Annotated in this window: 14 protein-coding genes; 4 read left to right on the forward strand and 10 right to left on the reverse strand. The window is 66.0% G+C overall.

Annotation, left to right across the window (positions count from 1 at the left end; genetic code table 11):
• Positions 1 to 5: 5 nt before the first annotated feature.
• The 6 genes from DACI_RS20095 to DACI_RS32405 all read right to left on the reverse strand — a co-directional run bounded on the left by DACI_RS20095 (position 6) and on the right by DACI_RS32405 (position 6972).
• Positions 6 to 2501 (reverse strand): YgiQ family radical SAM protein, encoded by a 2496-nt coding sequence (locus DACI_RS20095; RefSeq protein ID WP_012205830.1) that lies wholly within the window; start codon positions 2499 to 2501, stop codon positions 6 to 8.
• Between the two features lie 75 nt (positions 2502 to 2576).
• Positions 2577 to 3569, reverse strand: coding sequence for an AraC family transcriptional regulator (locus DACI_RS20100; protein WP_012205831.1), 993 nt, complete (start codon positions 3567 to 3569; stop codon positions 2577 to 2579).
• A 67-nt stretch (positions 3570 to 3636) separates the two neighbouring features.
• Positions 3637 to 3876 carry a hypothetical protein gene (locus tag DACI_RS20105; RefSeq protein ID WP_012205832.1) on the reverse strand — a complete coding sequence of 80 codons (240 nt, stop codon included), beginning with the start codon at positions 3874 to 3876 and terminating at the stop codon, positions 3637 to 3639.
• Complete coding sequence (locus DACI_RS20110; RefSeq protein ID WP_012205833.1) at positions 3873 to 5609, reverse strand: FAD-dependent monooxygenase; 1737 nt, start codon at positions 5607 to 5609, stop codon at positions 3873 to 3875. Before DACI_RS20110 ends, DACI_RS20105 begins: the two co-directional genes overlap by 4 nt.
• A gap of 101 nt (positions 5610 to 5710) precedes the next feature.
• Positions 5711 to 6577 (reverse strand): helix-turn-helix transcriptional regulator, encoded by an 867-nt coding sequence (locus tag DACI_RS20115; RefSeq protein ID WP_012205834.1) that lies wholly within the window; start codon positions 6575 to 6577, stop codon positions 5711 to 5713.
• Positions 6578 to 6801: 224 nt separating this feature from the next.
• Positions 6802 to 6972: a hypothetical protein gene (locus DACI_RS32405; RefSeq protein WP_012205835.1), complete on the reverse strand. Its 171-nt coding sequence runs from the start codon at positions 6970 to 6972 to the stop codon at positions 6802 to 6804.
• 196 nt (positions 6973 to 7168) lie between these two features.
• On the opposite strand from DACI_RS32405, the gene DACI_RS20120 reads away from it, so the two are divergent.
• Positions 7169 to 7768: an IMPACT family protein gene (locus tag DACI_RS20120; RefSeq protein ID WP_043782070.1), complete on the forward strand. Its 600-nt coding sequence runs from the start codon at positions 7169 to 7171 to the stop codon at positions 7766 to 7768.
• Positions 7769 to 7789: 21 nt separating this feature from the next.
• Here the strand turns inward: DACI_RS20120 and DACI_RS20125 are convergent, their stop codons facing one another.
• A complete protein-coding gene (locus tag DACI_RS20125) occupies positions 7790 to 8968 on the reverse strand; it encodes a M20 aminoacylase family protein (protein ID WP_012205837.1) in 1179 nt (392 codons plus the stop codon).
• Positions 8969 to 8978: 10 nt separating this feature from the next.
• A complete protein-coding gene (locus DACI_RS20130; protein ID WP_013802199.1) occupies positions 8979 to 9962 on the reverse strand; it encodes a tripartite tricarboxylate transporter substrate binding protein in 984 nt (327 codons plus the stop codon).
• Between the two features lie 134 nt (positions 9963 to 10096).
• Between DACI_RS20130 and DACI_RS20135 the strand changes: the two genes are divergently transcribed.
• Positions 10097 to 11047, forward strand: a complete 951-nt coding sequence (locus DACI_RS20135) for a LysR family transcriptional regulator (RefSeq protein ID WP_012205839.1) — start codon at positions 10097 to 10099, stop codon at positions 11045 to 11047.
• A gap of 551 nt (positions 11048 to 11598) precedes the next feature.
• Here DACI_RS20135 and DACI_RS20140 read toward each other — a convergent pair.
• A complete protein-coding gene (locus tag DACI_RS20140) occupies positions 11599 to 11862 on the reverse strand; it encodes a hypothetical protein (protein WP_012205840.1) in 264 nt (87 codons plus the stop codon).
• A gap of 40 nt (positions 11863 to 11902) precedes the next feature.
• Positions 11903 to 13117, reverse strand: coding sequence for a hypothetical protein (locus DACI_RS20145; protein ID WP_012205841.1), 1215 nt, complete (start codon positions 13115 to 13117; stop codon positions 11903 to 11905).
• Positions 13118 to 13411: 294 nt separating this feature from the next.
• On the opposite strand from DACI_RS20145, the gene DACI_RS20150 reads away from it, so the two are divergent.
• Together DACI_RS20150 and DACI_RS20155 are read left to right on the forward strand one after the other, a co-directional pair.
• Positions 13412 to 13906 carry a hypothetical protein gene (locus tag DACI_RS20150; RefSeq protein ID WP_043782074.1) on the forward strand — a complete coding sequence of 165 codons (495 nt, stop codon included), beginning with the start codon at positions 13412 to 13414 and terminating at the stop codon, positions 13904 to 13906.
• A 237-nt stretch (positions 13907 to 14143) separates the two neighbouring features.
• Positions 14144 to 15568 (forward strand): dihydrolipoyl dehydrogenase, encoded by a 1425-nt coding sequence (locus tag DACI_RS20155; RefSeq protein ID WP_012205843.1) that lies wholly within the window; start codon positions 14144 to 14146, stop codon positions 15566 to 15568.

Below are 15568 nucleotides of genomic sequence, written 5' to 3' on the forward strand. Positions count from 1 at the left end.
TCGCGTCAGCGCGTCTTGCGACCGCCCGGCGCCGCCTTGCGGCCCGAACCGGCAGCGCCCGCAGAACGGGAAGGACCGCCCACACCGGGGCGCGGCGGCAGGCCTGTGTGCTGGGTCAGCATGCGGCCCGGCTGGGGCTGGCTGGAACGGAAACGCACATCGCCCGCAGGCTCGCGCGACTCTGCCAGCACCTTGCCCGGCCCGGCATTCTTGCCGCCGGCCTTGTTGAGGGCGTAGGCCTTGCCTTGCTGGGATACCACGGCACGTGCGGCCACGCCCGTGCCCTGCGTGCTGTTCTTGCGGCGCGCGCTCTGGTAGCCGCCATCGACCAGGGGCTGGAAGGTGGGGATCAGGTGCTGCTTGCCGTTGCCGATGAGGTCGGCACGGCCCATGGCCTTCAAGGCCTCGCGCAGCAGCGGCCAGTTGTTCGGGTCGTGGTAGCGCAGGAAGGCCTTGTGCAGGCGCCGGCGCTTTTCACCGCGCACGATGTCCACCGACTCCTCGTTCACGTCGCGCATCTGGCGGCGCACCTTGGTCAGCGTGTTGCGGCCAGAGTGGTACATGGCCGTGGCCGTGGCCATGGGGCTGGGATAGAAGGTCTGCACCTGGTCGGCGCGAAAGCCGTTCTTCTTCAGCCAGATGGCGAGGTTCATCATGTCCTCGTCGCTGGTGCCCGGGTGGGCCGCGATGAAGTACGGAATCAGGTACTGCTTCTTGCCCGCTTCCTCGCTGAACTGCTCGAACATCTGCTTGAAGCGGTCATAGCTGCCGATGCCGGGCTTCATCATCTTGGTCAGCGGCCCGGACTCGGTGTGCTCGGGCGCGATCTTCAGGTAGCCGCCCACATGGTGCTGCACCAGCTCCTTGACGTACTCGGGCGACTTCACGGCCAGGTCGTAGCGCAGGCCCGAGCCGATCAGGATCTTCTTGATGCCCGGCAGATTGCGCGCGCGGCGGTAGATCTTGACCAGCGGGGCGTGGTCGGTGTGCAGGTTCTGGCAGATGCCGGGGAACACGCAGCTCGGCTTGCGGCAGGCGGCCTCGATCTCGGGGCTCTTGCAGCCCAGGCGGTACATGTTGGCCGTGGGACCGCCCAGGTCGGAGATGGTGCCGGTGAAGCCCTTGACCTTGTCGCGGATGTCCTCGACCTCCTGGATGATGGACTCCTCGGAACGGCTCTGGATGATGCGACCCTCATGCTCGGTGATGGAGCAGAAGGTGCAGCCGCCGAAGCAGCCGCGCATGATGTTGACCGAGGTGCGGATCATCTCCCAGGCCGGGATCTTGGTCTCGCCTTCATGGCTGCCGCTGGCGTCGGCATAGCTGGGATGGGGGCTGCGCGCATAGGGCAGGCCAAAGACCCAGTCCATCTCGGCCGTGGTCAGCGGAATGGGGGGCGGGTTCAGCCACACATCGCGCGCGGTCACGCCCTCGCCGTGGGCCTGGACCAGGGCGCGGGCGTTGCCGGGGTTGGTCTCCAGGTGCAGCACGCGGTTGGCGTGTGCGTAGAGGATGGGGTCGGCCTTGACCTGCTCGTAGCTGGGCAGGCGCAGCACGGTCTTGTCGCGCGGCGGCTGCTTGCCCTTGCCGCGCAGCGACGGGTTGGGCACGAACTGGATGGTCTGAACGGCGGCGACCGAGGCACCGTCCGGCTTCGCGGCGGCATCACCCTCTTCCTTGGAGCAGGTCTGGCCCTGGGCCTCGGCCTGCTCGCTGGTGGTCATGTAGGGGTTGATGTGGGGCTCGACCACGCCGGGCTCGTCCACCACGGAGGAGTCCAGCTCGAACCAGCCCGCTTCCGACTCGCGGCGGAAGAAGGCCGTGCCGCGCACATCGGTAATGCTTTCCACGGGCTCGCGAGCGGCCAGGCGGTGGGCCACCTCGACAAGGGCGCGTTCGGCGTTGCCGTACAGCAGGATGTCGCACTTGCTGTCCACCACGATGGAGCGGCGCACCTTGTCGCTCCAGTAGTCGTAGTGGGCGATGCGGCGCAGGCTGCCCTCGATGCCGCCGAGCACGATGGGCACGTCCTTGTATGCCTCACGGCAGCGCTGGCTGTAGACAATGGCCGCACGGTCAGGGCGCTTGCCGCCCACGTCGCCCGGCGTGTAGGCATCGTCGGAGCGGATCTTGCGATCGGCCGTGTAGCGGTTGATCATCGAATCCATGTTGCCCGCCGTCACGCCCCAGAACAGGTTGGGACGGCCCAGGGCCTTGAAGGCCTCGGCGCTTTGCCAGTCGGGCTGGGCGATGATGCCCACGCGAAAGCCCTGCGCCTCCAGCACCCGGCCGATCACCGACATGCCGAAGCTGGGGTGATCCACATAGGCATCGCCCGTCACCAGGATCACGTCGCAGCTGTCCCAGCCAAGCTGGTCCATCTCGGCCCGGCTCATCGGCAGGAACGGGGCCGTGCCGAAGCGCTTGGCCCAGTACGGTCGGTAGCTGGTCAGCGGCTTGGCAGCGCGATGGAAAAAGGAAACGTCAACGGGGGCGTTCATGATGGGCGGTTCGGCTTCTGGGAGCCTGTGCGGAAGGAACCGGCCAGTGTACGTTTCGGCACTCAACCCTGCTGGCTAAGGGTCTTGCTCCAGCCCCCTGATACGGCCTTCCTGCTGCTGCCAGCCCGACCTCTTCGCGGCCTCCTGCGCCAGCCAGGCCTTGGGCGTATGCCCGGACCAGCGGCGGAACGCCCGCGCAAACACCTTGGGAGAGTCGTAGCCCGCGTTCTCTGCGATGCGGGCCGATGACAGCCCGCCGGCCTCCATCTGCTGTGCGGCCAGCGCCATGCGGTGCGCCGTCAGGTAGCCGATGGGCGTGGCGCCCACCAGCTGCTTGAAACGCATGCTGAAGCGGGTGCGCGACATGCCGGCCTCGGCCGCCAGCGTCTCCACGCTCCAGCTGCGCTGCGGCTCCCGGTGCATGCAGACGATGGTGCGGGCAATGCAGGCATCGCCCAGGCCCCGCAGCCAGCCTTCACCCACGGCGGCCTCGCGCGCCAGATGCTCGCGCAGGATGTTGACCAGCAAAAGCTCGCCCATGCGCGCGGCCGACAGGCGCCAGCCCGGGCGCCGCGCCAGCGTCTCCAGCGTGAGCGACTGCATGGTGGCGGCCAGGCAATCGGCCAGCGGCAGATCGCTTGCGCGGATGTGGATGAGCGGCGGCAGGATGCGAAACACCGAATGCCGGCAATAGGCTGAAAACCACAGCAGGGCCGAAAACATGTCGGTCGCCTCGCCCCCACCGCCATGGCTGAAGACCAGCGGATTCTCGTCCTGCGGGCCTTCGGCATGGCGGGAGATCAGCCGCGAGAACAGCTCGCAGGCCATGCCCAGGTCCGAGGCCACCACATGTGCCGCACCCATGGGCAGCATGACCAGGTCGCCCGGCTCGACCCGCAGCGGCTGCATGCCCTCCACCTGTATCCAGTAAGGCGCACCGCGCGCCATGCGGATCATGGCGCCCGTGACGCCCGTGGACTTCAGGCTCCACGGCGCGGTCAGCGCAAAACGCGCCGTCACGGCGCGCTCTGACCGGCAAATATCGAGAACTTCGCTCAGCACATCCATGGGGTCGTGGCATCCTTGATTCCGGGCCGATGTTAGCCAGCGCCGGCCACGCAACCACCCGGCAGGGCTAGCTGTTTACCCTAGGCTGAAGATCCTGCTGCGCCGCCTGCACCAGCTCGGAGAACTGCTGGGCGCTGCCCAGCCGCTCGGCCGCCAGCAGTGCCAGCTTTACCAGAAACAGCTCGGACTGCTGCGGGCCTGCCGCGTCAATGGCCGTGGCCAGTTGGTCGTAGACGGCCTCCAGACCGGCGATATCCAGGGTGCCGGGCGATTCAAGCGCGTCGGGCGATGTGTGTGCTTGGCTCATGCCTGGGCTCCTTGCGTGCAGGTGGCGTTGTCGAGTGCGGATTGCAGGCGCCGCGCATCCAGCGCCAGCCAGCGTGCGCAGACGTGCTGGTCGGGCCGCAGCAGGTAGGCGGCGCCAGAAGGTGGGTCGGCAGGCACGCCATGGCGTTCGCGGCAGCGGCCCTGACTATCGGAAAGGGTCAGGTCAGCGCCCTGAACTGGCTGCGGCTGCGCCTGGCTGGAGATGGCCACGATGCGCAGGCCCACGCCGCGGCCGCGCTCCACGCGGGCAACTTCGCTCAACGCGGGCGGCACGGCCGAGCCATCGGTGAAATACAGCAGGTCGAAGCCGCCGCCCAGGTGGTCCAGCAGATAGTCGTCCGGCGCCAGGCACACGTTCTGCGGCGGCGCGCCATGGGCGGGGCCGCCCTTGAACAAATGGTTGTCGTCGTCCCTGCTGTTGAGGGGCGAGCGGGCGTACTCATGGGGGCGTGATGTGCGCCAGTGGTACAGCGGGCGCACGAAGGCCTGGGTGAGCGACAGCGACAGCACGGCATCGCGCAGCAGCCGGAAGCCGCGCGAAGGCGGCGCCATGAAGCGCGTGCTCTTGCCGGCCTCTTCAACAATCTCGCGCGCCGCGCCCACGCGCTCGCTGCTGTAGCTGTCCAGCAAGCGGGCCGGCGCCACGCCGCGCGCCACCAGGGCCAGGCGCCAGGCCAGGGCCTGGGCGTCCTGGAAACCGGTGTTGGCGCCGCGCACCCCGAAGATGGGCAGCAGGTGGGCCGCATCGCCCGTGAAGACCACGCGGCCGTGCACGTAGTCCGGCAAGGTCAGCGCCCGCGCCGAGTAGACCGAGCTCCAGTCCATCTCCCAGGGCGTGCCGCCAAAGCCGATCATCTCCAGTTGCGCGTCGATGCGCGCCTTGAGCGATTCGGGCTTCAGTGCCTGCTGCGGATCTTCGCCCGCAGGCAACTGGTAGTCCACGCGCCAGATGCCGTGCGGCTCGCGGTGCATGAGGATGGTGTTGCCGGGGTTCCACACCGGATCGAAGAAGGCCAGTCGCTCGGTGGGCAGCGGCAGGTCGATGCGGATGTCGGCAATCACGAAGCGGCCTTCGTATGACGCCCCTTCCATGACCAGGCCCATGGCCGTGCGTATGCCCGAGCGTGCGCCATCGGCTGCGACCAGCCAGTCGGCTTCCAGCGCATACGGCCCCTCGGGCGTGTCCACCTGCAGCCGCGCTTTTGCCGCGGCGCCTTCGCCAGCCTGCTCCACCCGCTCCACGCGGTTGCCCCAGCGCAACTCGATCAGCGGATGGGCCAGCACGGCATCGACCAGGTACTCCTCCAGGTACTGCTGCTGCAGGTTGGTCATGGGGAAGAAGCGGTCGTCCTCGCTGTGCGGTGCTTCCATGCGAAACACGCGCTGGCCCCGGTAGAAGGAGTTGCCAAAGCGCCATGGCAGCCCGCTGTCGCTGACCCGCCCGGCCACGCCCACCTGCTGGAGGATCTCCATGGAGCGGCGCGTGAAGACGATGGCACGGCTGCCTTCGGATACCTGCAGCTCGGACTCCAGCAGCACGCATCGCTGCCCGTGGCGCGCCAGCTCCAGTGCCGTGGTCAGGCCTACCGGCCCCGTTCCGACGATGACGACGGGGTGCCGCTGCACCCCCGGATGCTCCGATGGCAGCCAGGGCCGATGCACCTGGTAGCGGTAGTAGATGGACTGCCTGGGCTGGGCATGGGGCTGGTGCATGGGGGTCTCCGTCGTGCGTCTTGTTCAGGGCGCAGTGTAGGCAGCACCAGCCCTGAAGATGTCCCCAGATGGGGACAGACTGCGGCGCCCGCCTCCGGGGCTCAGGACAGCGCTTCGGGCGCCATCAACAAGGCAAACAGCTCACGCTGCCCCTGCACGCCCAGTTTGGCGCAGACCCGCTTGAGATAGGTTCGCGCGCTGGACACGGTGATGCCCAGGCGCTGCGCCAGCCGCTCGGCATCAAGCCCCTCGATCACGCAGCGCACCACGTCCAGATCGCGCTGCGTGAGATGGGCAAAGCGCCCTGCCAGGCGCGCCAGCACCAGCCCCGCCAGATCGTCCTGCAGCGCCTGGCCCGCATAGTGCAGGCGCATGGCCTGCATGACCAGGGGCACAAAGGCTTCGATGCGTGCGATGGACTGCGCATCAAGGCAGCCGTGCTCCTCGCCCCGGTACAGGTTCACCGCCAGCCACCGTGCGCCAGGCTGCAAGGTCAGCAGCGAGAGCCGCTCCACCAGGCGCGGCAACCCATAGCAGACATGGCGGTACTCGGGATGGCTGACATCGCAGGGGCGCTGGCGGTGCAGCCACACGCGCGCGGGAGCCTGGGGGTCGCGCTGCTGCCGCGCAAGTTCCGCCTGCATCACGCGCTGCGCACCGTCGAGTGGATAGAAGCGCTCGCTGTAGTCCTGCGAAATCATGGGCAGCGCCCCCGTGCGTGCCCGGTCGCCAAAACCCACGATGCGCGGACGTGATCGGCCCTGGAACGAGAAGATGGTGCACTGCGCCAGCGGCACGTGCCGGCCCAGCAAATGCAGCAACTGCCCGGCCACCTCGTCGCTGCTGGCGCTGGAGCGGCCCACCTGCTCCAGCAGCGCCGTCACATCGCCCAGGGGCACGGGCAGGCTGGCGTCGCTGGCGGAGGCAGGCGCCAGCAGCCAATGGCTGCGCCCTGTGTCAGTGCTCATGGTTCCTGCAGGAATGCAAAAAGGCCGGCGCTTCGCGCAGCCGGCCTGGGTGAGTATGTGGAAACTGGAATGATAAATCCAGCGCAGCGAGGCAAGAGCCTGCTGCGCCTGGTTCGCGGCCTGTTCGCTTGAGGGTCACCGCCTGTCGGCGGGTCGCTGCACGGTCCAGCCGGACCTGACAGCACTGATGCCGCTGCAGGCTCTTGGCCAGGCGGCACCTGCCATCACCATTCGCCGACGTTGCGGATGCGCTGGTCCAGATCCAGAGGAATGCCGCCGCCAGCGGCTTCATGGTCCTGACCAGCTTGCTCCAGCGCCATGGGCGGGGGACTGAAATGATCGCGGCCAAAGGTGTGTTCGGTGAGAACGGGATCGCGGGAAGGTGGGGTGTTCATGGTTGCGCCTCCTTGACAGAAAGCTTACTGCGAATCTTTCACGATTTCTGTAGGACAAACCTGGATGCAACCCTCTGAAGCTGAAATGACACAAGGTACGCATGCTCACAAATGTGTAGCGCTTCGTAATAAAGGCGTAATGAATCCATGCGCCAAACCCCGGGCCAGGGGCGATCGGGTAAGCTTGCCGCCCTCCATGCCACAGACACTCCGCGCGCCCGCGCACAGCGAACTCATCATCAAGAAAAGCCGCTTCATCGGTTGCGTGCAGCCCATGGCCGACCGCGCCAGCGCCCAGGCGGTGGTCGATGCGCTATGGCGCGAGCACCCCGGCGCCGCCCATGTCTGCTGGGCGCTGCTGGCAGCCGGACAGTCGGCAGCCGTCGATGACGGCGAGCCCAGCGGCACGGCAGGCCGTCCCATGCTGGATGTGCTGCGCCACCAGGATCTGGAAGGCGTGCTGGCCACCGTGGTGCGCTACTTCGGCGGTGTCAAGCTGGGCGCAGGTGGCCTGGTGCGCGCCTACACCGATGCCGTGGCCCAGGCCCTGCTGACCGCCGAGAAAGTGACACTGCAGCGCATGCAATCGCTGCGCTGCGCCGTGCCCTATGCGCTGGAAGGCCTGGTGCGCCGCGAGATCGATGCGGCAGGCGCCGAGCTGCTCCAGGTCGAGCATGGATCGCTGGTGCAGTTCGATCTGCGCCTGCCGCAGTCGCAGGCTGAAGGCTTTGTGAGCCGCCTCAACGAGAGCGGTCAAGGACGCGTGGGCTGGATGGAAGTCCACCCCTGCGAATGAGATGCGCCGGGCTCAAGCAGTTCAACCGGCCACCAGAAACCGCTGCACCAGCAGCACCCAATAGGCGGCGCCCACGGCGATGTTGTCGTCGTTGAAGTCATAGCCCGGGTTGTGCACCATGCAGGCGCCTTGCTCGCTTCCCTCACCATTGCCAATCAGCAGATAGCTGCCTGGCACGCGCTGCAGCATGAAGGCAAAGTCTTCGCTGCCCGGCAAGGGCGGCGCCTGCAGCGTGACATGTTCCGGGCCCAGCAGCTCCAGCGCGATCTGGCGCGCGAAGTCCGTCTCCTTGGGCGTGTTGACCAGCACGGCATAGCCGGGTCGCCACTCGAGTTGCGCCTGCACGCCGAAGCTCTCGGCCTGCGCACTCACCAGATCGCGAATGCGCTGCTCCAGCAGCCTGCGCACATCGGCATCCAGTGCACGCACGCTCAACTCCAGCACAGCGCTGTGGGCAATCACGTTGTTGGCCTTGCCTGCGTGGATGGCTCCCACGGTCACCACCGCCATCTGCAGCGGATCGATGTTGCGCGAGACGATGGTCTGCAAGGCCATGACGATGCTGGCGGCCGCCACGATGGGATCGGCCGTGCGGTGCGGCATGGCACCATGCCCGCCCACGCCGGTGAGGGTGAGCGTGGCGTAGTCGGAGGACGCCATGGCTGCGCCCTCGCGCAGCGCCAGCCGCCCCTGGGGCAAGCCCGGCATGTTGTGCATGGCGAAGATGGCGTCGCAGGGATGTCGCTCGAAGAGGCCGTCCTCCATCATGCGCAAGGCCCCGCCGCCGCCCTCCTCCGCAGGCTGAAAGATCAGCGTGAGCGTTCCGTCGAAGCCGCCGTGCTCGGCCAGATGCCGGGCCGCTGCCAGCAGCATGGCGGTATGGCCGTCGTGCCCGCAGGCATGCATCACGCCGTCATGCGTGCTGGCGTGGGCGAAGGCATTGGCCTCGGTGATGGGCAGCGCGTCCATGTCGGCACGCAGGCCCAGGCGCCGGCTGCCGCTGCCGCGCACCAGCCGTCCCACCACGCCGGTGCCGCCCAGGCTGCGCTCCACCTCGTATCCCCATTGCTCCAGCTGCTGCGCGACCAGGGCGCTGGTGCGGTGTTCCTCGAAGCCGAGCTCGGGGTGCCTGTGGATGTCGCGGCGCACCTCGACGAAGGCTGCGGCCGAGCCGCGCAAAGTGTCCAGAAGGGTGTTCATGTGCGGCATCTCACTGGGGTTGCAGGCGGATGGAGCGGGCAATGCTGCGGTAGCGGGCGGTCTCGGCCTCATAGAACTGCGCGGCTTCGGCCAGCGACATGGGCGCCGCGGCCAGCTGCGTCTGCAGGGCCAGTTGCTCGCGCACGCCCGGGTCCTTGAGCATGGCGCCTATCGCCTGGTGCAGCCTTTGCACCACCTCCTGCGGCGTGTCCTTGCGCACCAGGAAACTGGTCCAGGTCTTGTAGGCGAAGTTTTTCAGCTCCCGGCCCTCACGCACCGTGGGCACATTCTTGAGCAGCTCCGATCGCTGCTCCCCCAGCTGGCCCAGGATCTTGAGCCGGCCCTGCTCGGCCAGTGCGCCCATGGCAGCGCTGTATACGAGCACAGCGAAATCGACCTGTCCGCTGCCTATGTCCTGCAGCAGCGGCGCATTGCCCTTGTAGGGCGCATGCATGAGTTGTATGCCGGCGTCCTGCTGCACCTTCTCCAGGATCAGGTGGTAGAGCGAGCCAATGCCGACGCTGCCGTACGACAGCGGCCGGCTGGCGCTTTTGCGGGCCAGTGCGATCAGCTCATCCACGTTGCCGGCCTCCAGGTCCTTGCGGGCGACAAATACCATCACGGCCTCGGCCACGGGATGGACCAAGCGGAAATCCTCCGCCTTGAGCCGCACGGCGGCATTGGCCAGCGGCGACAGGATCACCTCGTTGGGCGAGCCCTGGAAGACGTAGTGGCCGTCGGGCGGCGCTGCCAGCACCTTTTGCGCGGCCATGGCGCCGCTCACGCCGCCCAGGTTCTCCACGATGACCTGCTGGCCCAGTGCCTTGGACAGCGGCACGCTGAAGATGCGGGCAATGGCATCCGAAGGGCCGCCGGCCGGATAGGGAACCATCAGGCTTACGGGCCTGGAGGACGGGCTCTGCGCACAGGCCAGGCCCGCGCTCAGCAGCAGGCCGGCGCCCGTCAGCCAAACGCGCTGGAACAAAAATCTCATCATGTCTCCTTGGTGGATGGCTCCGGCTCGGTCGGCCGGATACGCGGCATCCTAGGAGCCGGGCCATCGAACGTCCAATGCATTGTTGGCTGCATTAGCATGAGTTTCATGCAGACTTCAGGGCGCGAAAAATCATGACGCTGGTGCAGCTCAGGCATCTCATATCGGTGGCGCAGACCGGCTCGTTCAGCCGCTCGGCCGAGGCCATGCATCTGACACAGCCCGCCCTCAGCCGCAGCGTGCGCGCGCTGGAGCAGGAGCTGGGCATACCCTTGTTCGACCGCATCGGCCGCCACAGCGAACTCACAGCCTTCGGCCGCGAGATGCTGGGACGGGCGCGCGCCCTGGTGGCTGAAGCCGACGAGCTGCGTGACAGGGGGCGCCAATTGCGCGAGGGTGCGGCCGGCACCGTGCGTGTGGGCCTGGGATCGGGCCCCGGCGCAATATTGATGACGCCGTTCCTGCAGCACATGACCGTGCACCATCCCGGCGTGCGAACCGAGGTGGCGCGCGGCAGCACCGATCTGCTGGTGCACTCGCTACGCGAGCGCCTGCTCGACGCCCTGGTCGTGGACCTGCGCGCGCTGCGGCCCGCACCCGACCTTGCGCTGGACGTCGTGCACGAAATGCGCGCCGCCTTCATGTGCCGCACCGACCATCCACTCGCCCGCCTGCAGCGGGATCTGCGCTTCGAGGATGTGCAGCGCTACCCCGTCGCCTCCACCCCGTTGAGCGACCAGGTGGCCTGGCTGCTGGTGGAGACCTATGGCGCCACGGCCCACCCGGCGCGGTTCGTCACACTGCAGTGCGAGGAGCTGCCCAGCCTCGTGGACGTTGCGCGCAACAGCGACACCGTGCTGCTGGCCGTTCGCGCCGTCGCCCCGGACCTGGCCGAATTGCCCATGGACCCGCCCATGCGCAGCACCGCCCGCTTCGGGCTGGTCACGCTGCGTCAGCGCAGCGAGGCGCCGACGCTGGCAATCCTGCGAGGCCTGATGGGGAAGTTGATGGCCGACGATGCCCCTGCGCCGGAACGGGCGCCCAGCCATGGCGGAAGGCTGGGCCGCATGGCATTGCCAGACTGATTTGATGCTGGTGATCACCCATCGACTACCCTCAATGCAAAATCGCAAGCCGGGACAACAAGCCATGTCAAATTAAATAGTTTGCACAGCCTGTTTTCAAGGCCTGGCTAATGAAATTTCCCAGAAATATGCCCCAGGCAATGAGCAGCCGTCAGCACTCTAACCCCCACAAAAATACTTCCACAAATATAGTAAAAGCCAGCTCCAGCTAAACCACCATTCGCATGCAGGCTGCTATTTTCCAAATTTATTGGACTATCTTCCGAAAGATAAATATTCTTCGCATGGAGCGCGGAGGAGGACATTAAAACACCAAACACCACTATAGTGGACAATGATTTTTCATATCGAACTCTCATTTCAGCCCCTTTATCTCATAGTTTTCGAATTGATACTGATGAGCAGTAGTCCACAGATTCTGCACACAGCTCGCGTTGTCTGTGGACGCTCAGATGATGGCGCGAAAGCTTTCATCGCTCATTTCGCTGTGGCAAGCCACCATTGCGGCATCGTCTATATTCACCATAGGCGCATTCATACCGCAAACATGCTCATATTCCTTTCGCCATCATCTGAAGTGGCATTAGTTCGGTTTTACCTGTATTCGCAGTCATCATTTCCATCAATTTCGACGACTCGCTCGTTTGCGCCATCATCATCAGGGGCGACATACTATATGAGCCAAAAAAAGCCTGTGCCGCATTGGAGGAGGAAAAATTCTCGAATGAAATGCCGTTCGCTTGCACAGCAGGGACCCAGAGCCCGCACACAACAATTGCCAGTGTGGTTGCAAGTCTTGGATATCGCATCTTCATGGTATTTCCTTTATGCACGGTGTGAGATGAGGCTGCGCCTTCATGGCGTGCACAGGTTCTGCACGAAGGCATGCGTGGCCAATTGCGCGACTTCGCTCCTTCCTGTCATGTAGCAGCCATCCTGGCTCAGTGCCGAGGCCGCACTGTTCTCGCCGCCTGCGAGGGTTCCCTGGTCCACGGTGCCGCCCAAGGGGGTCCAGGTGATGGCGTGCGAACTTCCGTCGGCCAGTTCGCTGTGGCCTGCCACCGTTCCGTTGTCACCGATATCCACCACACGTGCATTCATGCCGCCAGGCAGCGGAGGAATATCGCGGATGACACCGGTCTGGCTGTTCCAGTAATAGGGCATGCTGCGCCCGTCTGCCAACTGGTAGTGCCCAATCACCTCGCCGAGGATGTTGAGATCTACGCCGCTGTTTCGCGCGGGCGGGGACGATATGGACAGCACCTGCGGACTGGAGGACGAGTTGAGCCAGACGACGGTGCGTCCACCCTGGGCACCAAAATCGCAGTAGCCCATGATGCGGGTATTGACGACGGTCTTTGCGCGGCAGAAGACGGCATTGAGAGGCAGGTTCAGGGCCGTGGCCATATAGCCGCCCAGGACTGCGGCAGACCAATAGACAGGACGCGGATGCCCGCTGTTGTCGGGACAGTTGCCCACGATGCCCGGCATGTTGCCGCCCACCACGAAATTGTCCACATCGGACGGCACGCAGTTGGTGCTGTTCAGGCCCAGCAGGCCCGCCGGCAGCGCGCGTGCCGTGGTTTCATTGTTGCGCCACATGACAGGGCGGGCCGTGTTGCTGCCGCTCAGGCTGACGCCTGCCACATAGCCGCCCTGGTTGAATGCCGTGGGCATGCTGCGCACATCGAGCGTCAGCGGCTGCAGTGTCTGCACCGTGGCCGGCGTGGCCGCATTCCAGAACACGCCCACGGACACCGAATTGCCGTCCAGGCAGCTGCCCACCACCTGGCCGCTGTTGGTGATGGCCGCCGCGTTGCAGTTGCGCCCCGGCGACAGGCGTGCAAGGTCTGCCGCACTGCCCGGCGCCAGCGACACGAAGCCTGCGGACGAGCCGTCACTCTCTGCACAGGCGCCCACGACATGGCCGCTGTTGTTGATGTCCAGGCCCACGCACTGCGGGCCTGCCGACGTGCCCACGTCCTGCATGGGCAGGGCCTGCGCGGCCGGCAGTGCCAGCAACGCAAGGCACGCAACGGAAAAATTCAAATGCTTTGGCTGAAGGCGCATGAAGGGTTCTCCTGAAAAAGCAAAGAAGTCGTTCATGGAAATCGGGTGCCGAACAGGAAATCCGCATGGGGCTTGGCATATGCGCGCCGGTGCAGACGCTATTTCCGTGATCCGCATCCCGGCCCCACGATAGGCATCGCGGTATGGAGCCGTCCATCCGAGCAGCAATCAAAACAACAAAAACAATCAACAAAATCAAAAGCTTGCAAAAGAATCCCCCATCAATAATTGTCTCATCGGCATCCGGGATTCAGGCCATGCCACAGCGCAGCGCCATATGAATGGGAGCTTTCCATGGCAATCAAACACTGCCTGACATCCGACAGCGCATGGCCGAATGGCGCAATTCGCCGCCGCTGGAGTCCCGCAGAACTGCTTGCACTCGAACGCTGGGCCGGCGTCCTGCCCGTGCAAGTGATCTGCCTCCGGCTGGACCGCAGCGAACGCTCCGTTCGCTGCCAGATGCACAGGCGCCGCCTGAGCACCCGGGTCCGCGAGGGCGTCGGGCTGCGGCAGGTCTGCGAGGATCTGCAGCTGTCCGCACGGACGGTGAAGGCCTTCATCCTCGATGGCCGCTTGCGCCTGCACAGCGCACAGGTGCATGGTGGGGTTATGGCGCAGCTTGATTGGTCCTTGCGCCGCTGGCTGCAGACGGCGCAAAGCCGCTTGTGCCGTGTCAGCCATTTGAGGGTTACCGAGACATCCCTCAGGCGCTTTGCGCGGGAAGCGGATTTCGGAGCATCAGGCAGCCGCACGGACGCGGCATGGCAACACTGGGCATCCGGCTAGCCTCTGCGCGGCAGGGGCCGGGCCCTGAATGTCCAGCAGCGGTTTCGGCCCTTCGCCTACGACTGCCGCGAGCGCCAGCATGCAGACTGGCACGCATGTCCCATGGCAGGCGAGGCAGTCATCTCGACCATCTGTCGGCACTTCAGTCGGCACTCCCGTCGGCACACCTTTCGGCACATCCACCGGCAGCGGAGACCTCCACGGGACCTGGTGCCACAGTCAAAGGAATCAGACAGCATGAAAAACCCACCCACCACCGCCCTCGACGTGATCATCGTCGGTGCCGGCTCGGCCGGACTGTCGGCGCTGCGCGAGGTGCGCAAGCACACGGAGCATTTCGCCATCGTCAACGACGGGCCCTGGGGAACGACCTGTGCGCGGGTGGGATGCATGCCGTCCAAGTTGCTGATCGAGGCGGCCAACGCCTTCCATGCACGCCATCACTTCGATGCCTTCGGCATACGCGGCGCAAGCGGGCTGCAGCTGGACCTGCCCGCCGTTTTGCGCCGCGTGCGCAAGCTGCGCGACGAGTTCGTGGCAAGCACGATCAAGGCCACGGAGGGCCTGGGCTGGCGGGCCATCGACGGGCGTGCCAGGCTGCTGGCAGCCAATCGGATCGAGGTCAATGGCAAGGTGCTGGCTGCGCGCAAGCTCATCCTCGCTCCGGGCTCCAGCCCCGTGGTGCCGGAGGAATGGAAGCGCTTTGGCAAGCGCATCCTGACCACCGACACCTTGTTCGAACGCAAGACGCTGGGCCCGCGCGTGGCCGTCGTCGGCCTGGGCCCGCTGGGCGTGGAGATTGCACAGGCGCTGGCGCGGCTGGGCCTGGATGTCACCGCACTGGGACGCGGCCCGAAGCTGGCGGGCCTGTCCGACCCGAATGTCACCGACGCATTGCGGCATCTGCTTGAGAAAGAGATGGTGGTGATCACCGACCATGAAGTGCAGTTGAGCAAGGGCCCGGACAGCAGCATCGTCGTGCGTGCAGGCGACACCCGCATTGTCGTGGACCATGTGGTGGCCGCCATGGGCAGGCGCCCGCAGCTCGAAGGCCTGGGCCTTGAGACGCTGGGGCTTGAACTGGACGAACACGGCCAGCCGCCCGTGAGCCGCGAGACACTGCAGGTCGGCGAGCTGCCGCTGTTTCTCGCGGGCGATGCCAATGGCGACCGCCCCTTGTTGCATGAGGCCGTGGACGAAGGCCATATCGCGGGCACCAACGCCATGGCAGAGAACGTGGCCTGCTTCGAGCGGCGCACGCCGCTGTCCATTGTCTTCAGCTCGCCCCAGGCAGCCGTCGTGGGCCAGCCCATGAAGGCGCTGCTGGGTCAGGACTTTGTGGTGGGCCGTGTGGACTTTGCGCACCAGGGACGCGCCCGTGCTGCGCAGCGCAACGCGGGCCTGCTTCATGTCTATGCGGACCCGGCCAGCGGCCTGCTGCTGGGCGCGGAAATGTGCGCACCGGGCGGCGAGCATCTGGCCCATCTGCTGGCCCTGGCCGTGCAGCAGCAACTGACCGTGCACGAGTTGCTGCGTGCGCCCTTCTACCACCCCGTGCTGGAAGAGGGCCTGCGCACCGCCTTGCGCGACGCGGTACGCCAGTTGCGCGAGCCGCCGCCGTCCGACCTGGGCAACTGTGATCCCTTGCCCATGGACGATTGA

The sequence above is a fragment of the Delftia acidovorans SPH-1 genome (assembly GCF_000018665.1).
In the GTDB taxonomy this organism is placed as follows: domain Bacteria; phylum Pseudomonadota; class Gammaproteobacteria; order Burkholderiales; family Burkholderiaceae_C; genus Comamonas; species Comamonas acidovorans.